The 26,831-nt window shown below is 53.3% G+C and carries 23 protein-coding genes; 18 read left to right on the top strand and 5 right to left on the bottom strand.

Features of this window, described 5'->3' with window-relative positions:
• Positions 1-98: 98 nt before the first annotated feature.
• The 10 genes from AC27IT_RS02160 to AC27IT_RS02115 all read left to right on the top strand — a co-directional run bounded on the left by AC27IT_RS02160 (position 99) and on the right by AC27IT_RS02115 (position 11,547).
• On the top strand, positions 99-1,343 hold the full coding sequence (locus AC27IT_RS02160; RefSeq protein ID WP_487091557.1) for a competence/damage-inducible protein A: 1,245 nt from the start codon (positions 99-101) through the stop codon (positions 1,341-1,343).
• Between the two features lie 7 nt (positions 1,344-1,350).
• Entirely contained in the window at positions 1,351-2,940 is a 1,590-nt protein-coding gene (locus tag AC27IT_RS02155) for a DEAD/DEAH box helicase (protein WP_007786887.1), read from the top strand.
• Between the two features lie 169 nt (positions 2,941-3,109).
• Positions 3,110-4,168 (top strand): recombinase RecA, encoded by a 1,059-nt coding sequence (gene recA, locus AC27IT_RS02150; protein WP_025846053.1) that lies wholly within the window; start codon positions 3,110-3,112, stop codon positions 4,166-4,168.
• Positions 4,169-4,243: 75 nt separating this feature from the next.
• On the top strand, positions 4,244-4,891 hold the full coding sequence (locus tag AC27IT_RS02145; protein ID WP_283857877.1) for a RecX family transcriptional regulator: 648 nt from the start codon (positions 4,244-4,246) through the stop codon (positions 4,889-4,891).
• A gap of 280 nt (positions 4,892-5,171) precedes the next feature.
• The gene (gene rny, locus AC27IT_RS02140; protein ID WP_005834089.1) at positions 5,172-6,713 is read left to right on the top strand and encodes a ribonuclease Y; all 1,542 of its coding nucleotides are present in this window, start codon (positions 5,172-5,174) and stop codon (positions 6,711-6,713) included.
• 74 nt (positions 6,714-6,787) lie between these two features.
• Positions 6,788-7,582: a TIGR00282 family metallophosphoesterase gene (locus tag AC27IT_RS02135; RefSeq protein ID WP_005834087.1), complete on the top strand. Its 795-nt coding sequence runs from the start codon at positions 6,788-6,790 to the stop codon at positions 7,580-7,582.
• A gap of 118 nt (positions 7,583-7,700) precedes the next feature.
• Positions 7,701-7,961: a stage V sporulation protein SpoVS gene (gene spoVS, locus AC27IT_RS02130; RefSeq protein ID WP_003385776.1), complete on the top strand. Its 261-nt coding sequence runs from the start codon at positions 7,701-7,703 to the stop codon at positions 7,959-7,961.
• 107 nt (positions 7,962-8,068) lie between these two features.
• Positions 8,069-8,737, top strand: coding sequence for a dipeptidase (locus AC27IT_RS02125; RefSeq protein ID WP_025846049.1), 669 nt, complete (start codon positions 8,069-8,071; stop codon positions 8,735-8,737).
• A gap of 193 nt (positions 8,738-8,930) precedes the next feature.
• Positions 8,931-10,709 (top strand): 2-oxoacid:acceptor oxidoreductase subunit alpha, encoded by a 1,779-nt coding sequence (locus tag AC27IT_RS02120; protein ID WP_005835612.1) that lies wholly within the window; start codon positions 8,931-8,933, stop codon positions 10,707-10,709.
• On the top strand, positions 10,681-11,547 hold the full coding sequence (locus tag AC27IT_RS02115; protein ID WP_005835614.1) for a 2-oxoacid:ferredoxin oxidoreductase subunit beta: 867 nt from the start codon (positions 10,681-10,683) through the stop codon (positions 11,545-11,547). The genes AC27IT_RS02120 and AC27IT_RS02115 overlap by 29 nt, the downstream gene beginning before the upstream one ends.
• A gap of 46 nt (positions 11,548-11,593) precedes the next feature.
• Here AC27IT_RS02115 and AC27IT_RS02110 read toward each other — a convergent pair whose 3' ends face one another.
• On the bottom strand, positions 11,594-12,631 hold the full coding sequence (locus tag AC27IT_RS02110; RefSeq protein WP_283857876.1) for a YkvI family membrane protein: 1,038 nt from the start codon (positions 12,629-12,631) through the stop codon (positions 11,594-11,596).
• A gap of 53 nt (positions 12,632-12,684) precedes the next feature.
• On the opposite strand from AC27IT_RS02110, the gene AC27IT_RS02105 reads away from it, so the two are divergent.
• The 3 genes from AC27IT_RS02105 to AC27IT_RS02095 all read left to right on the top strand — a co-directional run bounded on the left by AC27IT_RS02105 (position 12,685) and on the right by AC27IT_RS02095 (position 15,290).
• Positions 12,685-13,434, top strand: a complete 750-nt coding sequence (locus AC27IT_RS02105) for an MBL fold metallo-hydrolase (protein WP_005835618.1) — start codon at positions 12,685-12,687, stop codon at positions 13,432-13,434.
• A 31-nt stretch (positions 13,435-13,465) separates the two neighbouring features.
• Positions 13,466-14,026 carry a tRNA 5-(aminomethyl)-2-thiouridylate-methyltransferase MnmM gene (gene mnmM, locus AC27IT_RS02100; protein WP_005835620.1) on the top strand — a complete coding sequence of 187 codons (561 nt, stop codon included), beginning with the start codon at positions 13,466-13,468 and terminating at the stop codon, positions 14,024-14,026.
• Positions 14,027-14,189: 163 nt separating this feature from the next.
• Complete coding sequence (locus AC27IT_RS02095; RefSeq protein WP_005835622.1) at positions 14,190-15,290, top strand: YheC/YheD family endospore coat-associated protein; 1,101 nt, start codon at positions 14,190-14,192, stop codon at positions 15,288-15,290.
• Between the two features lie 243 nt (positions 15,291-15,533).
• On the opposite strand, the gene cbpB is transcribed toward AC27IT_RS02095, so the two are convergent.
• The 4 genes from cbpB to AC27IT_RS02075 all read right to left on the bottom strand — a co-directional run bounded on the left by cbpB (position 15,534) and on the right by AC27IT_RS02075 (position 19,655).
• Positions 15,534-16,010: a cyclic-di-AMP-binding protein CbpB gene (gene cbpB, locus AC27IT_RS02090; RefSeq protein WP_005835623.1), complete on the bottom strand. Its 477-nt coding sequence runs from the start codon at positions 16,008-16,010 to the stop codon at positions 15,534-15,536.
• Between the two features lie 212 nt (positions 16,011-16,222).
• Positions 16,223-17,362: an acyltransferase gene (locus AC27IT_RS02085; RefSeq protein WP_007786904.1), complete on the bottom strand. Its 1,140-nt coding sequence runs from the start codon at positions 17,360-17,362 to the stop codon at positions 16,223-16,225.
• Positions 17,363-17,415: 53 nt separating this feature from the next.
• A complete protein-coding gene (locus AC27IT_RS02080; protein WP_005835627.1) occupies positions 17,416-18,258 on the bottom strand; it encodes a lipoate--protein ligase family protein in 843 nt (280 codons plus the stop codon).
• A gap of 164 nt (positions 18,259-18,422) precedes the next feature.
• Positions 18,423-19,655, bottom strand: coding sequence for an S-layer homology domain-containing protein (locus AC27IT_RS02075; protein WP_005835629.1), 1,233 nt, complete (start codon positions 19,653-19,655; stop codon positions 18,423-18,425).
• A gap of 463 nt (positions 19,656-20,118) precedes the next feature.
• Between AC27IT_RS02075 and miaB the strand changes: the two genes are divergently transcribed.
• From miaB to mutS, 5 genes are all read left to right on the top strand, one after another.
• Complete coding sequence (gene miaB / locus AC27IT_RS02070; RefSeq protein ID WP_197186876.1) at positions 20,119-21,630, top strand: tRNA (N6-isopentenyl adenosine(37)-C2)-methylthiotransferase MiaB; 1,512 nt, start codon at positions 20,119-20,121, stop codon at positions 21,628-21,630.
• A 3-nt stretch (positions 21,631-21,633) separates the two neighbouring features.
• A complete protein-coding gene (locus tag AC27IT_RS02065; RefSeq protein ID WP_005835634.1) occupies positions 21,634-22,077 on the top strand; it encodes a YlbF/YmcA family competence regulator in 444 nt (147 codons plus the stop codon).
• A 137-nt stretch (positions 22,078-22,214) separates the two neighbouring features.
• Positions 22,215-22,775, top strand: a complete 561-nt coding sequence (gene cotE, locus AC27IT_RS02060; RefSeq protein ID WP_005835636.1) for an outer spore coat protein CotE — start codon at positions 22,215-22,217, stop codon at positions 22,773-22,775.
• A gap of 127 nt (positions 22,776-22,902) precedes the next feature.
• Positions 22,903-24,171, top strand: a complete 1,269-nt coding sequence (locus AC27IT_RS02055; protein ID WP_327944743.1) for a putative amidoligase domain-containing protein — start codon at positions 22,903-22,905, stop codon at positions 24,169-24,171.
• 85 nt (positions 24,172-24,256) lie between these two features.
• Entirely contained in the window at positions 24,257-26,830 is a 2,574-nt protein-coding gene (gene mutS, locus AC27IT_RS02050; RefSeq protein ID WP_487091556.1) for a DNA mismatch repair protein MutS, read from the top strand.
• Position 26,831 lies beyond the last annotated feature (1 nt).

Genomic DNA, 26,831 nt, shown 5'->3' with positions numbered 1-26,831 from the left:
TGGTCTCTTTTTTCACAAGACTCTTCTCTATAGCCGCTATCGGTGATAAACTGTTTGGTTAGAGGCTTTTCTACTCTCAAAGAGAATGGATGAGGAAAATGAGAGCGGAGATTATCGCAGTAGGTACCGAGCTTTTGCTAGGCCAAATTGCCAACACAAATGCCCAGCTTCTGTCGCAGAAACTGGCGGAAATTGGCGTGGGAGTCTATTTCCATACGGTTGTGGGAGATAACTCAGAGCGATTGCGGCAGGTCATTGCGCTCGCATCCGGCCGATCCGATCTCGTCATTTTGACAGGGGGGCTTGGACCGACCCAGGATGACCTGACAAAAGAAACGGTGGCAGCACACGTGGGCGTCGGGCTGGAAACGAACCAGGAAGCCATGGAAAGAATTGAACAATTCTTTTTGCAACGTGGGATTGTCATGACGGAGAACAATCGGAAGCAGGCGCTGGTGCTCTCAGGCAGCCATGTCTTTTCCAACGACTTCGGGATGGCGCCTGGGATGGCGATCCGTCATGACAGTTGTACGTTCGTGCTGCTCCCTGGACCGCCGAGCGAGCTGTACCCGATGGTGGATCGCTACGTGATGCCGTACTTGACAGACCTGTTGCCAGAGAAGCAAGTATTCCATTCCCATGTGCTGCGCTTCTACGGAATCGGGGAATCCGCTCTGGAGGAGCGGCTGCTGGATTTGATTGAAAAGCAGGACAACCCGACGATCGCGCCGTATGCCAAGGAGTTTGAAGTGACGCTCAGGCTCACGGCGAGAGCGGCTACGGCAGAAGAAGGGGAAGCGCTGATTTTGCCGGTGGAAGAAGAAATTCGCAAGCGTGTTGGCGAGTATGTGTACGGGATGGGAGAAGATTCGTCCCTGCATGCCGTCTTGGTGAGCGAGCTGAAAAAGCGAAACGAAACGATCGCATGTGCGGAAAGCTGTACAGGCGGCACGGTCGCTTCGCTGATTACGTCCGTTCCCGGCAGCTCGTCTGTTTTTCAAGGCGGCGTAGTCTGTTATACAAACGATGTGAAAAACCGGCTGCTTGACGTGCCCGAAGAGGTTTTGAATACGGACGGTGCGGTCAGTCGGCAAACGGCGCAGTTGCTTGCAGAAAATGTGCGAGCCAAGCTGGGAGCCACATACGGCGTGTCCGTGACGGGTGTGGCTGGACCCGACCCTTCGGAGGGCAAGCCTGTTGGCCTTGTCTACGTCGGAATTGCGGGTGAAGGGATGCCCACAGTAGTAAAAGAACTGCGCCTGGCTGGCAGAAGACAGGCGATTGTTGGGCGTGCCGCCAAATTTGCGCTATTTTATGCGCTGCAAATGCAAAAAGAAAGGTGACGTTTTCATGACGATGTTTTCTGATTTTCCTTTACATAAATCCATTTTGCAGGCGATCCACGATATGGGCTTCGAAGAGCCATCGCCGATCCAGGCCGCTTGCATTCCGAAAGTGCTGGCTGGGGGAGACCTGATCGGTCAAGCACAGACGGGAACGGGTAAGACCGCAGCTTTCGGGATTCCGCTCGTGGAGAAAATTACGCCAGCCAACCGCGTACAGGCTATCGTGCTGACTCCGACGCGCGAGCTTGCCATCCAGGTTGCCGGAGAGCTGCTGCGCATCTCCAAATACAACAAAGTACGCACGCTGCCGATCTACGGCGGACAGTCGATCGGCCACCAGATTCGCGCCCTGCGCCAAGGCGTGCAGATCGTAGTCGGGACGCCCGGCCGCGTCATGGACCACCTGCGCCGCAAAACATTGAAGCTCGATCATGTACATACGCTCGTTCTGGATGAAGCGGACGAAATGCTGGACATGGGCTTCATCGAAGATATCGAAACGATCATCACACATATGCCGGAAGAGCGTCAGACTCTGCTTTTCTCCGCAACGATGCCGCCTGAAATCAAGCGCCTGGCGACCCGCTACATGAAGCAGCCGCAAACGATCGCGGTCAGCCGCGAAGAAGTGACAGCGCCATTGATCGAACAAGTGTATTACAAAGTGTTTGACCGGAACAAAGTAGAGAGCCTGTGTCGCATTCTCGACAGCGAGGACGTGGAGCTTGGCATCATCTTCTGCCGCACCAAGCGCGGGGTGGATGAGCTGTCCGAAGTGCTGCAATCTCGCGGGTATTTGGCGGACGGCTTGCACGGCGATCTTTCCCAGGCGCAGCGCGACAAGGTGATGAATGCCTTCCGCGAAGGCTCCATCGAGTTTTTGATCGCCACCGACGTAGCGGCGCGCGGGATCGACGTAGGAAACGTATCCCACGTCATCAACTACGACATTCCGCAAGACTCCGAGAGCTACGTGCACCGGATCGGGCGTACAGGCCGCGCCGGACGCAAAGGAATCGCCATGACTTTGGTGACTCCGCGTGAAGTTAGACAGATGATGTTCATCCAGAAGCAGACAAAAGCACAAGTGCTGTCCCGCAACGTTCCGTCGCTGGAGGAAGTGGCTGAACGCAAGCAGGAGCAGCTCCGCGAGCAGTTGACCAGCCTGCTGGAAAGCGATGCGATTGCGGATATGTACCAAAAAGTAGCGGAAACGCTCGTGGGCCAATACCCGGCTGAGAAGGTTGCGGCTGCGGCACTGCACCTGGCTTTCCATACCGAAGCAGGGCAAATTCAGGAGACCGAAGCGTACAACTTCGGAGAGACGGGTGCGGCAAAAGGCATGGTGCGTTTCTTCCTGAACGTAGGCCGCAACGCGAACATGAAGCCGCAAGATTTGGTTCGCGAAATTTCCGAGTCGGTCGGCATCCCGGGCAAAGCGGTGGGCCGCATCGACATTTTCGAAAACTTCACGTTTGTGGAAGTGCCGGAAGAAGTGGCGGCGTTCGTCTACGAATCGCTCCGCCAAACCCGGATCAACGGCAAGCGCATCAACCTGGAGCCGGCGAAGCCGCGCGGTGCGAAGCGCTCCTAACTTCGCTACAGGTGAAAAACAGACAGCCATTTCGCTGGAAACTTCCAGGAAATGGCTGTTTTTTGCGATGCGAATATTTGTTCGTAAAAAACACTTGGCAAACGGTTCTGTCTCGATGTATGATGAAGACAAGCAAAAGAGATGCGAATAGTGAAAGGGTGTGTACCATTTGTCAGATCGTCGCGCAGCTTTGGAGAGTGCATTGCGTCAAATAGAAAAGCAATTTGGAAAAGGTTCCATCATGAAGTTGGGAGAAGTGTCCAACGTTCAGATTTCTACCGTTTCCAGTGGAGCGTTAGCTTTGGATATCGCATTGGGTGTGGGTGGATTCCCGCGCGGCCGGATCGTCGAGATTTACGGTCCAGAGTCTTCCGGTAAAACAACCGTAGCACTGCATGCCATCGCAGAAGTGCAAAGACAAGGCGGACAAGCAGCTTTCATCGATGCCGAGCACGCGCTGGACCCTGTCTATGCAGCGAAGCTGGGCGTGAACATTGACGAGCTGCTGCTCTCCCAGCCGGATACCGGGGAGCAAGCATTGGAAATTGCCGAGGCGCTCGTACGCTCCGGTGCAGTCGATATCATTGTCGTGGACTCGGTAGCGGCGCTCGTTCCGAAGGCAGAGATTGAAGGCGAAATGGGAGACTCCCACGTAGGTCTGCAAGCCCGCCTCATGTCGCAAGCCCTGCGCAAGCTGTCCGGTGCGATCAACAAGTCCAAGACGATTGCGATCTTCATCAACCAGTTGCGTGAAAAAGTAGGCGTGATGTTCGGGAACCCGGAAACAACTCCTGGTGGACGCGCCCTGAAGTTCTACGCGAGCGTGCGCCTCGATGTCCGCAAAGCCGAAGCGATCAAAGTCGGCAACGACATCATGGGTAGCAAGACCAAGATCAAAGTCGTGAAAAACAAAGTAGCGCCACCGTTCAAGGTCGCTGAAGTGGACATCATGTACGGGGAAGGGATCTCCAAAGAGGGCAGCATCCTCGATATCGGTTCCGAAATCGACGTCGTGCAAAAAAGCGGTGCGTGGTACTCCTTCAACGAGGAGCGCCTCGGCCAAGGACGGGAAAACTCGAAAGTCTTCCTCAAGGAAAACCCGCATATTGCAGCGCAGATCGAGGCAAAAGTTCGCGAGTACTTCAGCCTCAACCCTGGTTCCGTTCCAGAGGCAGAGCCGGTGATCGATCCGGAGCAAGAGGAAGAGCCAGCATTTGACCTCGATTAATGAGCGAAAAGTCAACAGCCTGTCGATGAGACAGGCTGTTTTGTGTGAAAAACGACTGGAGAGGAGCGAGAGCGCATGAATAGCGGCCAAATTACTGCCGTTCACCGCGATAACAAGCAGAGGCAGCGCTACCATATAGATTTGGACGGGGAGTATGCGTTTACGGTACATGAAGACATACTGGTAAAGTACAACCTGTTTAAAGGCACGGAGGTAGACGAGGCATTTTACAGCGAGGTGCTGGTCGCAGAAGAAAAGCACAAGGCGTATTTGGGTGCGTTGAAGTATTTGGGGATGCGTCCGCGCACGCGCAGTCAACTGCATGCGTACTTGCTGGAAAAGGGCTTCGAGATCCGCGTCGCCGACGAGATTTGCCAGCGCTGCGAGGAGCAAGGGTACATAGACGACGAAGCGTTTGCCAAGCAATGGGTGGAGGAGAGGCTGCGCCTGAAGCCGCGAAGCTCCTATATGCTGCGGATGGAGCTGGCACAGCGCGGAGTGGACAAGTCGATTGCAGAAGATGCCGTGCAGGGCGTTTCCAGAGAGGCTGAACTGGAAGCGGCGCGCGCTTTGGTAGAGAAGAAAGCGCGGCGCATCGAAGGAGCGCCAAATCCTGACGAGGAGAGAAAGCTGTTAGCCATGCTGATGCGCAAAGGATTCTCGCATTCCATCATCCAACAGATTCGGGGAGAATTGCGCCAGAGAAGGGTTGGAGAGGATTGACTCTATTTGCATGTTCTTGACAATTCTTGTTCACAAATAATAAAATAGGTTTGTATTTACTTGGTGTATCATAACTTTTTGCGCTTTGCTCACTCGTTGCCTGTGGAACAACTGAACAACCGTGCGACAGCAGTACGGATTCAGCGGACCGAGTAAAATCGGTCCTGTTTTTTAGCGAATGTTCAAATGTGAGAGCAAAACGAAAGCGGCACTCCATGAAAAACGAATGCTTGGAAAGCGGGGAGATGTCTTACAATAAGGAGGTGAAACGAAAAAGCCTATGGATCCTATACTAACAGTTGTCATCGTGCTCGTCGCCCTGCTCATCGGCTTGGGTGCTGGCTACTTCATTCGTAAATCGATTGCGGAAGCAAAAATCTCCAGTGCGGAGGAAGCTGCACGCCAGATCGTCGAGGAAGCGAAACGGGACGCCGAAGCCGTAAAAAAGGAAAAGGTGCTGGAAGCCAAGGATGAAGTGTTCAAGCTTCGTTCCGAAGCAGAAACCGAGTTGCGTGAGAGACGCAACGAGATCCAGCGTCAGGAACGGCGTATTCTTCAAAAAGAGGAGACGCTGGACCGCAAGATGGAACAGTTGGAGCGCAAGGAAGAAGAGTTGTCTGAGCGCGACCGTACCATCGCAGAACTGCAAAGCAAGGTAGAGCACTTATATAAAGAACAAGTTTCCGAGCTGGAACGCATTTCCGGACTGACGCAGGATGAAGCGAAAAATATCATTCTGACCGATGTGGAAAATACCGTTCGCCACGAAATGGCTGTGATGATTAAAGAAATAGAGACACAAGCCAAAGAAGAGGCGGACAAACGCGCTCGTGAAATTATTACCACCTCCATTCAACGCTGTGCAGCCGATCACGTCGCAGAAACCACCGTTTCTGTCGTGACGTTGCCAAACGATGAGATGAAGGGCCGGATTATCGGACGGGAAGGCCGAAACATTCGCGCGCTTGAGACGTTAACCGGTATCGATCTGATTATCGACGACACGCCAGAAGCCGTCATCCTGTCTGGCTTTGATCCGGTCCGCCGGGAAATCGCCAAAACAGCGCTTGATAAGCTCGTAGCGGATGGCCGTATCCACCCTGCCCGTATTGAGGAAATGGTGGAAAAAGCACGCCGTGAAGTAGACGAGCGCATCCGCGAATACGGGGAACAAGCAACATTTGAAACCGGAGTACACGGCCTGCATCCAGACCTGATTAAGATTTTGGGACGCCTGCGTTACCGTACCAGCTATGGTCAGAACGTGCTCAAACACTCCATGGAAGTGGCTCATCTCGCTGGCTTGATGGCTGCCGAGCTGAAAGAAGACGTGAAGCTGGCCAAACGTGCAGGTTTGCTGCATGACATCGGAAAAGCGATCGACCACGAAGTGGAAGGTTCCCACGTCGAGATCGGTGTGGAACTGGCCAAGAAATACAACGAGCATCAAGTGGTTGTCAACAGTATTGCTTCTCATCACGGTGATACCGAACCAACTTCCGTCATTGCTATGCTCGTGGGAGCTGCAGATGCTCTGTCTGCTGCACGCCCAGGCGCACGCCGTGAGACATTGGAAACTTATATCAGACGTTTGGAGAAACTCGAAGAAATCTCTGAGTCGTTCGATGGCGTCGAAAAGTCTTATGCGATTCAAGCAGGACGCGAAATTCGCGTGATGGTTCAACCTGACAAGATTGATGATGCGGAAGCTACCCGTCTGGCACGGGAGATTACGAAACGAATTGAAAATGAACTGGACTACCCTGGTCACATCAAAGTGACAGTCATTCGTGAAACAAGGGCGGTCGAGTATGCAAAGTAAAGTGGCTGACGGCCACTTTACTTTTTTTCTAATCACGCAATAGTTGTGTATACTAGCAATGAGGTGAATGGTAGATGAAGCTTTTGTTTATCGGAGACATTATGGGATCGCCCGGCAGAGACATCGTCAAGACGTACCTGCCGCTTTTGAAAAGAAAATACAAGCCTACGTTCATTGTCGCTAACGGCGAAAATGCGGCGCATGGCCGAGGCATTACCGAGAAGATCGCCAAAGAGCTGTTCGAGATCGGTGTTCAGGCGATTACGCTCGGAAACCATACGTGGGACCAGCGCGAGATTTTCGATTTTATTGACGAGGAGCCGCGGATGATCCGCCCGGCGAACTTTCCTGCGGGCGCGCCCGGAAAAGGCATTACGTACATCAAGCAGTCGGAAGGAGAGCTTGCAGTCATTAACCTGATGGGCAGGACGTTTCTCCCGCCGCTCGACTGCCCTTTCCAGATGGCAGACAAACTGGTCGAGCAGGCACGCAAGCGCACGAAGCTGATTTTTGTCGACTTCCACGCCGAAGCTACTTCGGAGAAACAGGCGATGGCCTGGTATCTCGACGGACGCGTCACGGCTGTAGTCGGTACGCACACGCACGTGCAGACCGCGGATGAACGCGTTTTGCCGCAAGGGACAGGATTTTTGTGCGATGTAGGGATGTGCGGTCCGAGCAATGGCATCCTCGGGATGGAGCGCGAGGCGGTCATCCGCAAATTTTTGACCCAACTGCCTGTCCGCTTCGAAGTGGCGCCAGATCCTGCGCAGTTGAACGCCGTCCTGATTACGCTCGACAAGGCAACCGGGCAAGCGAAGAAATTGGAGCGAATCAGAATTGACGTAGACCATCCCTTTATGGAATAATGAACGTAAGATTAGAATTTTTTGAATCTTTCTAGCGAGTTAGCAGGAATTTTTAGGGGTTATGCGAATATCATTCTAATGATGACAGGATTCCTATCAGACGGGAGGTTCAAAAAGGATGGAAGTATTAAAAGTTTCAGCAAAGTCTAACCCCAATTCCGTTGCTGGTGCCCTTGCCGGCGTTCTCCGTGAACGCGGTGCAGCCGAAATCCAAGCCATTGGCGCTGGGGCGCTTAATCAAGCTGTGAAGGCCGTAGCAATCGCACGAGGGTTTGTAGCGCCGAGTGGAGTTGACCTCATTTGTATTCCAGCCTTTACGGACATCGTGATTGATGGAGAAGAGCGTACTGCAATCAAACTAATCGTAGAACCCAGATAATAAAACTGCAAACGTATCGCCTGCCTGTTTGTTCGAAGAATGAACAGGTTTTTTCGTGTCCAAAAAAGCGGCTACAGACAAGTAGGAAGAAAAAGGGGAGAGCATGCATGAAAATATTCGACGCGCATTGCGATGTGTTGGGCAAGCTGTGGAAAGAACCGGAGCGTGACTTCTATAAAGAAGACGATTTTTTGCAAGCGGGTTTTCCTGCCCTCGCAAAAGGGAATGTGGATATACAGGTGCTTGCCTGTTTTGTGCCTGTTCACGTGCCGTATGGCCGCCGTTTTCATACGATACTAGAAATGATCGATATCTTTTATGAAAAGGTGGCGAGTGAACAATTCCGCCCGATTTACACAATGGCTGATTTGGACGAGCGCGTATTAAAGGGGGAGAAAGGGGCTATTCTGTTTGTAGAAGGGGCACATGCTCTGGAGGAAAGCCTCGTACAGCTTCGCACGTGGTATCGTCTCGGCGTCCGCGGCATGACGTTGACCTGGAATCATGGCAACTGCGTGGCGGATGGCAGCGGCGAACCGAATCCGGGCGGACTTACTGCTTTTGGTCGACAAGTAATAGAAGAGATGAATCGGCTGGGGATGGTCATCGACGTTTCCCATTTGGCGGACCCGGGGTTTTGGGACGTGATGGACCTGTCATCAGCAGCGGCGTATTCCCAGTTACTAGAAGCGCTGCTCAGACATTACAAAGAGGCGGAAGTATTGAAATTTGTGCAAGGAAATTGGTTGCGTGTTTTCGGAAACGTGCTACAATAATACATGAGGATATTAATGTACCAAGTTCAACATTAAAATTCAGGTCAAAAGTAAGTTGAGTAAAAGCACTTGCAATTTGACAGGGACAGGACTACAATTGTTACTGTCTATGCACAGAATTGTCACATCTTATCAATCTTTTTTCAGGTAAGATGGGCAGCTTGCTCACAGTCACTGAAAGGGTGGAATCTGAATGATTAGTCAACTTTCCTGGAAAGTTGGAGGACAGCAAGGGGAGGGCATCGAGAGTACTGGTGAGATTTTCTCGATGGCGATGAACCGGATGGGTTACCATCTGTACAGCTACCGCCACTTCTCTTCCCGTATCAAGGGTGGACACACGAACAACAAAATTCGCGTGAGTACAACGCCAATGCGTGCGATCTCCGACGATCTGGACATTCTCGTAGCGTTTGACCAGGAGACAATCGATTTTAACGCGCATGAGCTTCGCGAAGGTGGCATCATCATTGCTGATGCTAAATTCAATCCAAAGTTGCCGGACGGGTTGAAGCCAGTTCGCTTCTTCACTGTACCACTAACTGAGATCGCTGATGAACTGGGAACTTCCCTGATGAAAAACATGGTGTCGATTGGTGCGTCCAGTGCAATCCTCGGCATTCCAGTGGAAAGTTACCGAGCAATCGTTGAAGATATGTTCCTCCGCAAAGGCGAAAAAGTAGTAGAAAAGAACATGGAAGCGATTCGTCGCGGATTTGATTTTGTAAATGAACTGACTGGCGGCCAACTGCCTGAGTTCCAAATGGAAAAGGCTGACCCGCAAAAACAACTGTTCCTGATCGGTAACGATGCGATCGCTCTGGGTGCTGTAGCAGCAGGTTGCCGCTTCATGCCGGCATACCCGATCACACCGGCTTCCGAAGTAATGGAATACTTGATTAAAAAACTGCCAAAACTCGGCGGAACCGTTATCCAAACAGAAGACGAAATCGCCGCTATTACAATGGCAATCGGCGCTAACTTCGCAGGTGCTCGTTCCTTGACTGCTTCTGCAGGTCCTGGTCTGTCCCTGATGATGGAAGCAATCGGTCTGGCTGGTATTACAGAAACACCAGTTGTGATCGTAAACACCCAGCGTGGTGGCCCATCCACAGGTATGCCGACCAAAATCGAGCAATCCGACGTGAATGCGATGATCTACGGTACACACGGTGACATTCCAAAAGTCGTAATCACGCCAAGCACAGTAGAAGAGTGCTTCTACGATGCTGTTGAAGCGTTTAACATTGCGGAAGAATACCAACTGCCAGTTATTCTCATGACGGACCTGACTCTGTCTTTGGGCAAACAAACCGTTACTCCATTTGACTACAGCAAAGTAGAAATCCGCCGCGGGAAGCTGCTCGCTGGACAAGAATTGCCAGAAAAAGAGCAAAACGACCTGTTCAAACGTTATGAAGTAACCGAAGACGGCGTTTCTCCACGCGTCATTCCTGGTCAAAAATACGGTTTGCACCACGTAACAGGGGTAGAGCACGATCAAACCGGTCGTCCTTCCGAGAATGCTGCTAACCGTATCCAACAAATGGATAAACGTATGCGTAAGCTGGATGGCGTTTTGAAAACGTTCAAAAACCCTGTAACAGTCGATGCTCCTCATGCTGACGCGGATGTTCTGGTAGTGGGGATCAACTCCACCATCGGTACGATTCAAGAAGCAAAAGGCCGTCTGGAAAAAGAGGGAATCAAGGTCAACCATGCACAAATCCGTTTGCTGCATCCATTCCCGACCGAACAAATCAAAGCACTTGTGGACAAAGCGAAAAAAGTGATTGTTGTTGAGCATAACATCCAAGCACAAGTTACAAACCTCATCAAACAACACGTGGGAAGCGCTGAAAAAATCCAATCTGTGCTGAAATATGACGGTAACCCATTCCTGCCGAAGGAAATCTATGCTGAAGTGAAGGAGCTGGTAAAACATGGCGACTATGAAAGAGTTTCGAAATAACGTAAAGCCTAACTGGTGCCCAGGCTGTGGAGACTTCTCCATCCAGGCGGCGATTCAACGCGCCGCAGCGAACGTAGGTCTGGAACCTGAAAATCTGGCGGTTATTTCTGGTATCGGGTGTTCCGGACGTATTTCCGGCTACATCAACTGCTATGGTTTCCACGGTATTCACGGACGTGCCCTGCCAATCGCACAAGGTGTGAAAATGGCAAACCGCGAGCTGACTGTTATCGCGGCTGGCGGCGACGGGGATGGATTTGCGATCGGTATGGGTCACACCGTTCACGCAATCCGTCGCAACATGAACATCACCTACATCGTGATGGATAACCAAATTTACGGTCTGACAAAAGGTCAAACCTCTCCGCGTTCCGCGACTGGTTTCGTGACCAAGTCTACGCCGCAAGGCTCCATCGAGTCCTCCATCACTCCAGTGGAACTGGCGCTGTCTGTTGGTGCAACCTTCGTTGCCCAATCGTTCTCCAGCGACCTGAAAGGCTTGACTGAGCTGATCGAAAAAGGAATCAAACACGAAGGCTTCTCCCTGATTAACGTGTTCAGCCCTTGTGTAACCTACAACAAAGTAAACACTTACGACTGGTTCAAAGAGAACATCGTGCCAGTAGACACGATTGAAGGCTACGATCCTCATGACCGCATCAAAGCGATGTCTACTTCGATGCAGTACAAAGGTTTGATTACCGGTCTGATCTATCAAAATACCGAGCAAAAACCTTACGAGGCGCTCGTAAAAGGCTTCAAAGAAGAAGGCTTGGCGAACCAAGACATCCGTCTGTCCCAAGAAGACTTCGACAAACTGGTTGCAGAATTTGCATAAGGTTTCGATGAAAAAACCTCTCCATCTGCGGAGAGGTTTTTTTGTACTACCAGGCGCGGTCACGCCACTGTCTGTAGACGAGCATCACCAGGAACAACACGACGAGCTGGCCAAACAGCGGGTACAAAAAGCGCAGCAGCGAGCTGAAGCCGATAAAGCTGACCAGGTAGCAGATGACGAGGATGCCGAGAATGATCGTGGCTCCGCGCAGTCGCGTCACCTGGCGAATTTGCTGCGCCAAGCCGAACACATTGGCTACGAGCGTCGAGAAAATTTCCGCGTACACCAGCAAGGAGAACAAAAACGGGATTCCCCTTCCCAGCCCTTGCAGCAGGGCGATCATCGGCATTTCCGCCTCCTGAATACCCGGCATTTTTACCGTCAACGAAGAAAAAGCCAGCAGCAAGAGCAGCCCGATTCCCAGCCCGCCGATGATTCCCCCGACGATCAGCGGCTTTTCGCTTGTGCTGTGCCGGCCGATCGGCACAAGAACCGCTTGTGTCAGCGTCACATTTAAGGCAACATAGTAAAGAGGGGAGCTGAGCCAGGCCCACGGCCGCAACGCTTCTATCGTGACGCCTGTATCCAGCCATGGTTTCGAGTACAGAAACACGAGCAGGGTAAAGGCAATGAGCAGGGGCACAAAAATGCTGTTCACTTGATGAATGGCAAACAGCCCTTTGCGCGTGACGAAAAAAATGAGAAACATGCTCAGCCAAATGCCGATTTGCGGGGACAAATGAAAAGACTCCCAGAAAATAGCGCCGGTAGCCGCTAGCATCACGGACGTCGTTCCTAGCATAACGGTTAGCAGCAGCGTATTAAAAACGGTGCCAAAAGGGTGCCCGAACAAATACGTGCTGACCTCTTGATAGGAATTGGCCTGGATCCGGTAGGAGATGAGCATTACCCGAATACCAGCCCACATGAATAAACTTGTCGCAATCACAATGCCAATCAAGCCATGTGTCCCGTATTGCACAAAGAACTCGACGATTTCTCTGCCTGATGCAAAGCCGGCTCCTACGACTGTTCCGATATACGTAAAAGCGATTTGCCATGAGGCTCTCCATGTTCCTTGCATCTCAGACCTCCTGTCCCACCTTATTCCATCCTATGAGCGGGAGTGAACCGAATATGCGCGTAACCGTGCTTGGCTATCAATCTCCATATCCAGGCCCTGGAGGAGCGACACCGGGGTACTTGATCGAGACGAACGAAGTGAAGCTGCTCGTAGATTGCGGCAGCGGCGTGCTTTCCCAGCTCGGTGTCTATTTGCCTATTTACGAGCTGGATGCCCTGCTTTTGTCTCATTATCATCACGACCATGTGGCAGATGTGGGGGTGCTCCAGTATGGACTGATGGTGCATCAGTTGTTCGGGCAACGGCCTGCTGACCAGCCGCTTCCCATCTACGCGCCAGCGTTGCAAAAGCAGCAGACGAAAACGTTGACCTACCGGAATGCGACCCGCTTTTTCCCGGTCGAGGAGCAAAGCCAGCTCGCCATCGGGGATGTGCACGTTTCCTTCCTGCGCACGGATCACGGTGACGGGGACCCTTGCTACGCCATGCGCCTTGTGGCAAACGGGAAAACGATTGTCTACGGCGCCGACAGTGGGCCAGGGACAAACTGGCGAGGCTTTGCCGATCGGGCAGACTTGTTTATATGTGAAGGGACTTATTTGGACCATAATCGCCCAGCGAAGCCGAACGGGCATTTGTCCGTCCGCCAGGCAGCAGAGCTGGCGCAGGCGCACGATTGCCGGTCGCTTCTGGTCACCCATCTGTTCCACGGGTACGAAGAGAGCGAGGTACTAGGTCAGGCGGAGGCGTTTGTGGCAGGTCCGGTGTATGCGGCCCGCATCGGTTTGCAAATCGAGCTGTAGCAGCATGGATAGAAAGAGAGGAGAGAACGCTATGTTTCCAAATGTATTGGAAGTAGCACGAAAACTGATTCGTGAGCGCGTACAACAAGGCGAGACGGTGATCGACGCCACGATGGGCAACGGCAATGACACGCTGTTTCTCGCCCAGCTCGTTCAGGAGACGGGAAAGGTCATCGCCTTCGACATTCAGCCGCAGGCGATCGCCAAAACGAAAGATCGGCTGGAGCGAGAAGGCTTGGCAGACCGCGTAGAGCTGAAGCTGGCGAGCCACGAGGAAATTGAGAGCCTGAACGTGCAAGCCGCCGCGATCATGTTCAACCTGGGCTATTTGCCCGGAGGCGACAAAGAGATTACGACCCAGGCCAGCAGCACAATCCGCGCCATCGAGTCCGGCCTGCGCGTACTGCGGCCAGGAGGGATCATGACGGTAATGATCTACTGGGGCCATGCCGCAGGCGAAGTAGAAAAGGAGGCCGTGGAGGCTTTTTGCCACGAGCTTAGCCAGTTGGAGTTTCTCGTGTTGAAATACCAGTACATCAACCAGCAAAACCAGGCGCCGTTTCTTTTGGCGATCGAGCGCCGGGCCCAGTAGCGCATGTCCCCCTTTCCCGGGCAAGCGCATATTCCGACAGGCTGCGTAAGCCTATGCAAAATTTTGTCAGCAGGCACAATAGGCTTGGCGGCTGCAAAATAGGCACGCCCTTGCCGTTTTTGGCACATACCCTATGTTGAGGAATGGAGCAAGGGGGATCTTTGTGGACAGAATCGGCATTATGTTAGATTGGGCCATTATGCAGAAAGGGATCAAAGGAGACAAGTCGTACGAGCGCCTGCCGTATTATGTGGAAATCGGCAAAGAGCTGGGGCTGGAGCCTGTCTTTTTTCATCCAAGGCATGTCCTTGCAGGCGAGGAACGGGTGCAAGGCTATTTTTGGAATGGCAGCAGGCTCGTTTCCCGACTGGTCCCGATCCCGCGGGTCATCCACAACCGCGTCCTGACCGGGGACCAAAAAGCCCGCGCTGTCATTTCCCGGCTCAGCAAAAAGAAGACAGTCTTCAACGGTTTGGTCGTGCGCGACAAGCGAAAGGTGCACCAGATGCTGTGGAAGAACGAGCACATTCGCAAATACTTGCCCCACACCGTTCCCTATTCAGGTGAACAGCTTCGCCAGTTTCTCGATAAATACCAGGTGGTCTATGTCAAGCCGTCGATCGGTTCTGTGGGCATCGGTGTGGCAAGAATCGAACGCCACGGGAGCGACTACCACTTTATCGCCTCGAAAAAGCGCAAAGTGATGTCGCGTCCGGCGCTGCTGGCCGCCGTCCGGCGATGGGTCGGCAACAAACGCTTTCTCATCCAACGAGGCATCCCGCTGGCCCGCTACGGCGGAAAAACGTTTGACATTCGCGTGTCCGTGCAAAAAAATCGGGAGCGGGACTGGACGGTCAGCGGAATGGTCGCCAAAGTCGCCAACAGCAAAAACAAACTGAGCAACCTTTCGCGCGGCGGCAGGGCAGTGCCTTTCACAGAAGCGGTGGCAACGTTGTTCACGCCTGAGCAGCAAGCGGAGACGATCCAGCGCATCAGCGAAGCGGCTGTCGCCATTGCAAAGCAGTACGGCCGCCATTTTTCCTCGCTGGCGGATCTCGGGATGGACATGGGCATCGACGAGAAAGGCAACCCGTACTTAATCGAGGTCAATGTGCGGGACCAGCGGTATTCTTTTTTCAAGGCAGGGGAAAAGGCGATGTTCAAACAGACGTATCGCCATCCGTTGGAATACGCCTTGACCTTGCTGGAGGAGCAAAAGCTGCGCAAAAAACACGCGGCCCAATTTTTGCGGCTGCACGGATAACGACTGAAAAGCAGACGGTTGCCAAAGCGACGTCTGCTTTTTGCATTCTGAAGCAGGAGCTGTGGATTGACGAATAGAGATCGAAGTGATACAGCACGGCTATGTGCTCACTGACGAAGGAAAACAGCGGGGATGGCAGGAAAGCGACCTGAAGCACGATCATCGCAACGAGTAAGCTTGAGAGCGGAGAGTCGAAAAGAAAAGGACGGTGGCGCGGGCCTCCGTCTTTTTTTGCATGCGGTATTACGCTTTTTCTTGTTGGGGCTGTTGGTTCTCGGCCAATGGATAGGGCAGGTTGCGAAAATGGCGATAAGCCAAGGCCAAAATGGATTTGCGCGTCAAAATTCCTTGGAAGTAATGGTCGGCATCTGCAATACAGACAAACGGGTGGTTAATGGACACTTCCAACGCCTTCAAAAATTCATCCGTATCGTGCAGGCGCGGCACTTTTGTGTCCATGACATCGTCGACGACGTACTCGGAGATTTTTTCCAGTTCAAAGCGTTCAAGTCCTAGCGATTTGTTGATAATCATGTTCGTGCTAATCAACCCGTGCAAACGGTATTGGTGGTCCAGCACCGGGACGGCCGAGTAACCGGATTTGATGAGAACGAGCAGGGCGTGCTCAAGCGAATTTCCTAATTGCACATGAGCAACTTTTGTGGACGCGATTATGAGCTCTTTGATCGGAGTATGTAACAATGGGATATCCTGATTCATCAGATCGACCACCTTTTCTGTCGTCTACGGCAGCTACACGCCGCCAGTGATCCTCTTCTATGATACCGTAAGAAAGAGGCCAGCGGTAGATGTGAACGAAAAAAGCCCGGCAGTTTGCCGGGCAAAGAATCGAGGTGTGGAACAATTGTCCCTAGTTCTAGTATGCAAGAACGGCTTCTTTTTTACATTAGGAGTTTGGAGGAAAGCAGGCGCTACGCCTTGTAAACCTCCGTTTTGTAGACCGGCTTGGACTTCGGTTTGCCTTTGCCTCCCGTCCAGTACGAGAACAGCGTGTGTTCGTACAAGAAAATACAGAGCGGCGGCGTAATCACGAACATGGCGAGCATGATGAGCGGCGTGGACCAATCCAGCCGGAAAATGACGTAGCTCTCCAGCAAAAACAGGATCAGCGGGTGGACGATGTAGATCGCCATGTTTTGCCGGGCCATGCGCGATAGCCATTGGCCGAGCTTGGGCAGCTTCCCGAGGTAGCGGGAAAGCGAGTAGAAGCTCACCAGGAAGCTCGCCGTGTAGAGCAAGTAGAGCGGTTTGAAAATGTTCAGGCTGTCGTAATACGAGACGGTGCCGTTCAAGTACTCGTAGGCAATCCAGGCAGCGGTCGCCAGCGTCACGATACAGGCTGGCACTTGCAAACGCCAGGTCCACGCGCGCCATTTTTCCAGGTTCAAGCCGGCATACGCCCCGAGAGCAAACGTAAAGATGTACATGTGCACGTAGTTTTGCCCGGCTACATAGGTGTGTTCGACGAAGGCAAAAACAGGAGACGCCGTCCAGTCGATTTCCCAAAGCGGGTTGATAAACAAGTACTTGTACAGGACGTACAGGCTGATCTGTCCGACGAACAGCACCACCAGGACGCGAAAGCTTAACAATCGCTCAAACCACGGTTTGAACAGGCAAAACAACAAATTCAACTGCAGGTAGAGCGGAATGTAGTACAGATGGTAAAACGCGCTGCCCGTAAACAGGCTTTCGAAAAACGGCGCCGCCAAAACGACAGGATCGACGGTTTGCAGCTTGAATCCGGTAAAGATCGCGGTCCAGATGACGTAGGGCAAAACGATGGTGCGCCAGCGCTTTTTCCAGAAGGCAGCCCAGTCCAACTCCCGCTTTTGGTACCAGTAAAACAGCAGCAGCCCCGTGGCAAAAATAAACAGGGAGCGCCCAAAGCGCAGCAAGATGAGCAGGACGGCCTCCACTTCGCCGTTCCACGGGTAGTCCTGTTGATTTTCAATGAAAAAACCGAGAATGTGAATCGCAAGTACGGTCAGTGCTCCAAAAACAAAAAGGGCATTCAGATCCTGAAACGTCCCCTTTCGATCGCTATTCATAAATCCTCCCAAAGTCTCACCGGCTGCACCACCTGTCAAACAGATGGAACCATTTACTTGGGCAAACGCCATTGCGGTGTAGCCAGTTCTTTTGCGGTAAAGGAGAAAAGCTGCAAACGGTTAGCCAGATGGTGCTCTGACTCCGCCAGCAACTCATCCTGTACAGAAAAAGGAACGGGGAGTGCGGGCCACTGGGAGCGAATCGCAGCGAACAGCCGCGCCTTTACGTCGTCGACCGTCGTAGGCTGTCCCGTCAGCCCAGCAATGCTTCCGACTGTCGAGCCAACGATGGTCGGGATCGGCTTGTGGGCTTCCATCTCGTCAAGCCCGGCGATCGCGTAAAAGCGCTCCATCCACTCCCCGCGCGGCCTTTCCTCTATATTAATGCAAATCTGCAAAATGGACCCGTAGCGGGTACGACGCTGCGCCATGCCGCCGATTTTTTTGCCGTGCAGCGAAAAATCGTACTCTCCGGCACAGTAGGAGCCGACAACTTCTCCAAACTCCAGCACGCCATAATCGCGAAGTCCGACCCGCAGCATTTCGGCCACAAAGGAAAAAAACGAATCAATCGAAATCGTCGTGTCTGGCAAAAGCCAGGCGACATTGAGAACACCGGCATCCAGCGGGACACAGGCGCCGCCGGACGAACGCAGCACACATCCGAAGCCATCCTGGCCAAACTGGCGCAAAGCCTCTTCCAAATGGGGCAGCCTCGCGTCTCTGCGGCCCAAATACAGGGCCTGATCGTACACCCACAGGTGGATGACCGGCACGGCCGATTCGGCCTGCATACCGGCTGCCAATGCTTCGTCGCGAGCCAAAGGTTCGAGCGGTTGGCCCCGATAGACGCCCGAATCCATCCAGTGGAAAGGCTGATTGACAGAAAATGACATAAAAAAGGCTCCTTCACAGGACAAGAGTAGCTACCATTATACAACTGAACTGCGTACATTTCTAGGTTTTTGCCTGCCTTTTTTCTGGATGGGAAAAGCTTGCAGGCGAGTGCGGAGAAAAAAACACCCGACATGCAAGCTCGTGCGCGCCGGGTGTAGGAACATTATTTGACTTCTTTCAGGCTGAAATTGTCCAGATAGGTCATTTTGCGAGGCGCTTCTTTGGTTGCGTCCTCCTGGATGTACAGGCCGAGCTTCGTTCCTTCCTGCTTGACCTGTTGCTGGCCGAACAAATATTGATCGTTGACGTAGATCGAAACGGTGTTGCCTTTGACAGCTACCTTCAGTTTGTTGCTCGCTTTCAGCTTGTAGGAGCCGGATGCGATGATTTCGATGTCGTCTTTTTCAACATCGGTAACTTTGCCGAGAACGACGCGGTCTTTTTGCACGAAGACGACATTGGCTTTGCCGTCTTTGCCGTTGAAGTACAGACCTGCGAGGCCGTCTGTACCGGAGACGTTGACATCGACGCTCAACTCGTAATTTTCCGGTTTGGCCGACTCGTTCCAGATGAGCGGCAGGAAGTAATGATCGACATCATCGTCAATGGAGACAGCCGTTACTTGCTTGTTAAGGACGCCCCAGCTACCTGTAGCCTTTTTCGTATCCCAGTTTTTCAGGTCAGCGGCGGAAAAAGCGTCGCTGATGCTGATTGGCTCAGGCTTTGGCGGTTCCGGATTCGGGAAGACGACTTTTGTCTCGTCATCTTTGCGCTCCAGAATGGCGCGGTACAGCAAGGAAGCAGCTTCCGCACGGGTGATCGGGTCCTGCGGACGGAAATAGTTGTTGTAGCCTTTCATCAGGTCCGTTTGCAGCGCGATGGCGATGTACGGACGCAGAGCTGGCGAAATTTCGCCTTGGTCGCGGAACTTTTTGAGCTGATCGAGATCGGCTTTGTGTTTTTTGTCGTAGCCAAGCAGGCGAACGAGTGCGACCGCAATATCTTCGCGGACTGCAGGCTGATCCGGTTTGTACGTGTAGGTCGAGCCGGATTTGTAGCCAGTCAGGTACGGCTTGGCGTATTCGACGTAATAAAATGCCCAGTGGGAGCGCGGAACATCTTTGAACGTCTGGGTGACAGAGCTTTTCTGGATGTCCACATCGGCTGCCGCAATCATGATTTTGGCAAACTCTGCGCGGGTCACCTGGTTGTTCGGACGGAATGTGCGGTTGTCGTATCCTTTGATGATCCCTTTTTCAGCCATTTCTGTAATTTCCTTGTAGGCCCAATGGCTACGCGGAACGTCTGAGAACGACGGAGTCGAAGCGGCACTGACAAAAGGGATGGCAGTCAGGAACATCAACACCGATAAAAATAAGGCGAATGCTCGTTTCATGCTGACCTCCTCAATATGGCTCGTGGTTTTGGTAGCTGCTTCTTACGACGACGTCTGGGTTTGGAATGTTGCACAGGACAAGGCGAAAAGGGCAAAATAGGAAAAAAGACGGAGGTTGTCTGCAAAAACGTTAGGGAGCCAGTCGCGCGTAAATGGGGAAAAAGGCGGGGAGAGCGCAGGCAAAAGGGACGAGGGCATGCTGACAGCCGCGACGATTTTTCGCGGTCCGACAGGCAGCCGTTTCGCTATCCCGCTATCCCGGCTTCGGCACGGCGGTCAGCTTTTCGTGCAGGGCATGGCGAAAGCCGATCCGTCCCGGTCTGGCAGCCGCGAGAAAATCGTGCAGTCATGGCCGTTTCGTACATTTTTTGCCTCATTATGCATTAGCTTTTGTATCCTCCAAAATGCTATAATTGTTTATTGGTGACTCATTAAACGAAATTACTAGCTGAGGTGATACATGATGACGGAATCGAAAGTGGCGACTCCGGACTTAAAATCCGCCAAGTCTCCGAAAACAACGGCGGACTATGCGAAATACTTTCAGCCGCCATCCTTGAAGGATGCGAAAAAGCGGGGAAAAGAAGAAGTGCAGGTGCACTACGATTTCGCGATTCCGGAAGACATGCGCGAGATCGGAAAAGGTAAGCGTTATCACGTCCGCACGTACGGCTGCCAGATGAATGAGCACGACTCCGAGACGATCGCCGGCATTTTGCAGCAGATGGGCTACACCTCGACAGACGAGGTAGAAGCGGCCGATGTCATTTTGTTCAACACTTGTGCGATCCGTGAAAATGCGGAGGACAAAGTGTTTGGCGAACTCGGCCACATGAAGCGGCTGAAAAACAACAACCCGAACCTGATTCTTGGCGTCTGCGGCTGTATGTCGCAGGAGGAGAAGGTCGTCAACAAAATTTTGAAAAGCTACCAGCAGGTGGACCTGATTTTTGGTACGCACAACATTCACCGCCTGCCGCAGTTGATGCGCGATGCGATGTTCAGCAAGGAAATGGTGATCGAGGTCTGGTCCAAGGAAGGCGACATCGTCGAGAACATGCCGAAGCTGCGCGAAGGCAACACCAAGGCATGGGTCAACATCATGTACGGCTGCGACAAGTTCTGTACGTATTGCATCGTGCCCTATACGCGCGGCAAAGAGCGGAGCCGCCGTCCGGAAGACGTCATCGCCGAGGTGCGCGATCTCGCCCGCCAAGGCTTCAAGGAAATCATGCTGCTCGGTCAAAACGTCAACGCGTACGGAAAAGACTTTGACGACATCGAGTACGGCTTTGGCGATCTGTTGGACGAGATCCGCAAAATCGACATTCCGCGCATTCGCTTTACGACGAGCCATCCGCGCGACTTCGACGATCATCTGATTGAGGTGCTGGCAAAAGGCGGCAACCTGGTGGAGCAAATCCATTTGCCCGTTCAGTCCGGCTCCACGGAAATTTTGAAGCGCATGGCCCGCAAATACACGCGGGAGCACTATCTGGAGCTGGTGCGCAAGATCAAGGCCGCGATTCCGAATGTCTCTCTTTCTACAGATATTATTGTAGGCTTCCCGGGCGAAACCGACGAGCAGTTTGAAGAGACGATTTCCCTGGTCGAAGAGGTCCGGTACGACTCGGCGTATACTTTCATTTATTCCCCACGGGAAGGGACGCCGGCCGCCGTCATGGAAGACAACGTGCCGATGGAAGTGAAAAAAGCGCGCCTCTACCGCTTGAATGAAGTGCTGGCCCGCATCGGTCTGGAGCAAAACAAAAAGCTGCAAGATCAGGTGCTGGAAGTGCTGGTCGAGGGCGAATCGAAAAACAACCCGGATGTACTCGCAGGACGCACGCGGACGAACAAGCTCGTTCACTTTACCGCAGATAAGTCGTTGATCGGCGAGTATGTCCACGTCAAAATTACAGATGCCAAAACGTGGACGCTTCACGGCGAACTCGTTACCAAAGTCGAGGTGTAGAATATGGAACAAACAAACTTGTACACACAAAAAGAGATTCTGGACAAAGCGCGCGAGCTGGCTGCGATGATTTCGCGCACCAATGAAGTCGATTTTTTCAAACGCGCGGAACTGCAAATCAAGCACAATGAGCGCGTCCAAGACTTGATTGATAAATTGAAGCAAAAGCAAAAGCAGATGGTCATGTTTGAATCCATCAATAAGCCGGAACTGGTGAAAAAAGTCGAAGAAGAGTACAACAAGCTGCACGAGGAGCTGGACTCGATTCCGATCGTAACGGAGTTCAAGCAATCCCAGGTGGATGTGAACGATCTTTTGCAAATGGTGACGAATGTCATCACGAACACCGTATCCGAGCGTATTATTTTGGATACAGGCGGAAATCCGCTGACAGGCGAAACCGGCGGCGGGCCGGAAAAGAAACATAGCGGCGGCTGCTGCTCGTAAGGCAGGCGGCAGACGCGAAAGACGCTGACGCGATGGAGTTTTCCAAACAAGATACCCAATTTCAGGTGGGTGTTTGCACCCTAGCCGAATGCCCTGCATACAAATGTACAGAAACGTTGTATGGAGGAGGTAACGAAATGTCGGGTACAGACAAAGATCTACAGTGCCGGGAACTCATCGCGAAAGCTGTCTGCGGTAAAGGCCATAAATTCTCTACTACCACCCACACCATCATACCGTCGCAAACTCCTTCGACGATCCTCGGATGCTGGATTATAAACACGAACTTCCAGGCAGAGAAAGTCGGAGACGCGGTTGAAGTATCTGGTACGTATGACGTCAACCTGTGGTTCTCGTTTGCAAATAACACGCAAACCGAAGTCAAGCGGGAAACTGTCAAGTTCTCCGTACTCGTTCCGCTTACGTTCTTCGACAAAAACTGCAGAGGCGATCTGGAAATTGTCGCTCGCGCCGTGGAACAGCCGAAGTGCGTAAAAGCCGAGTTGAGTGCTGGAGGCACCATCACAGTCAGGGTTGAAAGCGAATTTGCCGTAGAAATCATCGGAGAAACCAAAGTCTGCGTAGTCGTCTGCAACAACTGCGATGACAAAGACTTCCACATGATTGGTGACTATGAAGAAAACAGCGACGAATTTGACGACTTTGATTCAGCCACCATGCTCGACGAGCTTGACTAAAGAGGAGAGACTCATCTCCTCTTTTTTCTTTTTTTCGCGGCGAAAAACCGGCAAGCGTCTACGCTCTCACTCTTCCCTGGGCGCAAACATAAGATATCGAAGAATACAGCATGGGAGTGTGGAGAGCATGATACGAGAAGGGTTGCAGGAGAGCGCCGCATCGCAGCCAATGACAGCCAACGCCAAAGAAGCGGTCGCTTTTTTGCACCGCCCCGAGGTCGGACGCTGGTTGCTGAAGCTGAGCGGGCTGCCTGTGGCTACGGGACGAACAGCGCCTCCCGGATGGCGAACCTACAAGCTTTGTCTCTATCAGGACCTGGTGCTGGACGTGGTGCGGAGCATGGAGCATCCGCAATGGCTGTTGCATCGTCTGGAGGAGCCTGACTACGAGCCGATTCCGTTTCCGTCCACCGATCCGGAGGTGCAGATGGTCAAAGCGCTGGCTGTCCGCAGCTTGTATGCTGTCGGAGCGGAAGCGGGGCAAGTCACGATCATAGCGGCATCTGCTCACCGGGCGAAGGTGGTTTCCGTGGCGCCGGATTGGCCGGCAGAGAAGGCGGATCGCTACATGCAGTGCGCGCGCGACTGGTGGCAGGAGCGCATGCGCAAGCAGCCGCAGGAGCTGAACAAACTGGGCGCCGACCCGGAGTTTTCGCTGCGCAGGGCAACGGGGGAAATGGCGCTCGCCTCTGATTTTTTGAAAATTAACGGGACGGTCGGCTGCGATACGACACGCTACCGGGAAGACCTGGCGCTGCATCAGCATCCGGTAGCCGAGCTTCGCCCTGCCCCGTCGGAAGACCCCGATGAGCTGTTTCTTCATATTTATGAAGCATTGATTTTCGCCATGAAAAAAATCGCCAACAAAGAGATCGAGTGGCTGGCGGGCGGGATGCCGTTTCCTGGCTATCCGATTGGCGGGCACATTCACTTTAGCGGAGTGTCGCCTACTTTTTCCTTGAGGCGGAAGCTGGACGCCTATCTCGCGTTGCCGCTCGTGCTGATCGAGGACGTCGGCTGCGTGTTGCGACGGCAACGCTACGGCTTTTTGGGCGACGTGCGGGAAAAGGCGTACGGTTTCGAGTATCGGACATTACCCAGTTGGCTCGTGCATCCGGTCGTGGCGCGGGGAATATTGCATTTAGCCAGACTGGTCATCACGAGCCACGCCCAACTGAAAGCGACACCGCATTTGCAGTTGCCGCTGGTCAAAGCGTACTACCGCGGGGACAAGGAAACGCTGGAACCGTACGTCAGACAGGTGCGCAACGAGTTGCGGGAACTGCCGGGCTATTCGCTTTCGCGGGTTCATCTGGAAGCGTATTTTTCCTGCCTGTTGCGCGGGGACGTGTGGCTCTCTGACTTGGATCTGAAGAGCGCGTGGAACTTGCATTGAATTTTTCAACTGGAATCGAACATCAACATCGTGGCGCGATCATGGTATAATAGCGTCGAGATTGGAAGGCTAGGAGAAGAAAAAAATGGCGCAATATACCCCGATGATTCAGCAGTATCTGGCTATCAAAAAAGAGTACCCGGATACTTTCTTATTTTTCCGCTTAGGCGACTTTTACGAACTGTTTTTTGACGATGCTATCCTCGCGTCCCGCGAGCTGGAGATTACGCTCACAGGGCGCGACGGTGGCGGGGATGAACGCATCCCGATGTGCGGCGTCCCGCACCATTCGGCAGATGGCTACATCGCCGAGCTGTTGAAAAAAGGACACAAAGTAGCGGTGTGCGAGCAGGTGGAGGACCCGAAAGAAGCAAAAGGGGTCGTTCGCCGCGAAGTGACCCGCGTCATTACGCCCGGCACGATGATGGAGGGCAAATGGCTCACGGACAAGGAAAACAACTACATGGCGGCCTTGGCAGCCCTCGACGGCCGCATAGGGATCGCAGCCTGCGACATGAGTACAGGGGAAATGTACGTCACCTCCCTGCTCGGACAGACGGAGGCCGCGCTCGATGAGGCATTGCAATACCGTCCGAAAGAACTGGTGTTCTTCGGCTTTGATTCCTTGCCGAAAACGTCTTTGCCGTCAACGGTCGTGGAAAGCCAGCAACTGGATGCGTTTGCGGTGGACAGCCAGTACCCGGAAGCGGGAAAAGAGCTGGACGTCGCTATGCGCGCAGCCGTCAATGCGCTGCTCTACTACATCGGGACGACGCAAAAGCGCAGTCTCGCGCATATGCGGCTGTTGAAACGTTACGACAGCAAGCAATATTTGCAAATGGACGGCTTTTCCAGACGAAACCTGGAACTGACGGAGACGATCCGCGACAAGACGAAAAAAGGCTCCTTGCTGTGGCTGTTGGATCGGACGCAAACCGCCATGGGCGGACGGCTGTTGCGCAGATGGATCGAGCGGCCGCTGCTCGGACGTGCAGAGCTGGATGCCCGCCTGGATGCCGTCGAAGCGCTCAAGAGCGATTTGCTGCTGCGCTCCGATCTGCGGACTTGCCTGGACAACGTGTACGACCTGGAGCGGCTGGCTGGCCGCATCTCGTACGGAAACGCCAATGCCCGCGACCTGATCCAGTTGCGTTTGTCGCTGGAAGCAGTGCCGGAGCTGAAACGGCACTTGAGCCAGACGAATGCCCCGGTGTTGCAGGAGTTGGCCCAGGGCATGGATGAATGCGCGGACCTGGTCAGCTTTTTGCAGGCGGCGCTCGTCGACGATCCGCCGATCTCCGTGCGCGAAGGCGGGATGATTCGCACCGGCTACGATGAGTATTTGGACAAGCTGCATTCCGCAAGCCGCGACGGGAAGACGTGGATTGCCCAGCTCGAGCAGAGCGAGCGGGAAGCGACAGGCATCCGTTCGCTGAAAGTCGGTTTCAACAAAGTGTTTGGCTACTATATCGAAGTGTCGAAATCGAACATCGCCAACGTGCCTGCGGGACGCTACGAGCGCAAGCAGACGCTCGCCAATGCCGAGCGCTACATCACGCCTGAACTGAAGGAACGCGAGGCGCTCATCCTCGAAGCGGAAGAAAAGATGATCGAGCTCGAGTACCAGTTGTTCACGGCTGTGCGCAGCGAGATCGCCGGACATATTCCGCGATTGCAAAGCCTTGCCGAGCGAATCGCTTCTGTAGACGTGCTCCAGGCGTTTGCTACGGTCAGTGACGAGCGCGGCTTCGTGCGTCCACAGCTCGCAGACGACGGCGAATACGTCATCGTCGACGGACGCCACCCTGTCGTGGAAGCCGTGCTGGAGCGGGAGAAGTACGTAGCCAATGACGTGCGGATGAACCAGGACAGTCGCCAGGTTCTGCTCATCACTGGACCGAACATGGCGGGGAAAAGCACCTACATGCGCCAGATCGCACTGATTACCGTCATGGCGCAAATCGGCTGCTTCGTGCCTGCAAAAGAAGCGAAGCTGTCGATTGTGGACCAGATTTTTACGCGAATTGGCGCTGCCGACGACCTCGTTGGCGGACACAGTACGTTCATGGTGGAAATGCTGGAAACAAGGCACGCGCTGCAAAAGGCGACTGCCAAAAGTTTGATCTTGCTCGACGAGATCGGGCGCGGGACGTCCACGTACGACGGGATGGCACTGGCGCAGGCGGTCATCGAGTACATTTGCCAGCGAATCAAAGCCAAGACGCTGTTTTCCACGCACTATCACGAGCTGACGGGGCTGGCTGACACGATGAAGGGCGTCGTCAATGTGAACGCCCGCTGCGAGGAGCGGGACGGCAAGCTCTTGTTCCTGCACAAGATTGAGGAAGGCCGGGCAGATAAAAGCTACGGCATCCACGTGGCGGAATTGGCGGAAATGCCTGTCTGGGTCATTGAGCGCGCCCGCAGCATTTTGGCGGGCTTGGAGGCGGGCAGCCAAGCGACAGCCGACATGCAAATGTCGCTGGAAACGCTATGGTCGGCCCCGGTTGCCACCGTGCGCGAGGAGCCCGTATCGCTGTTGTCGCCGGAGGAAGAGGAGATTTTGCGCGATTTGCGCGAGCTGGATTTGAACGCGACGACCCCGATGGATGCAATGATGAAGCTGTATGCATGGAAGCAGCAACTGAAAAAACGATAGG

The organism is Brevibacillus sp. YAE8 (genome assembly GCF_057543335.1).
Note: the sequence above shows the minus strand (reverse complement) of the source record. Positions and strands in the feature narration are given on the sequence as shown.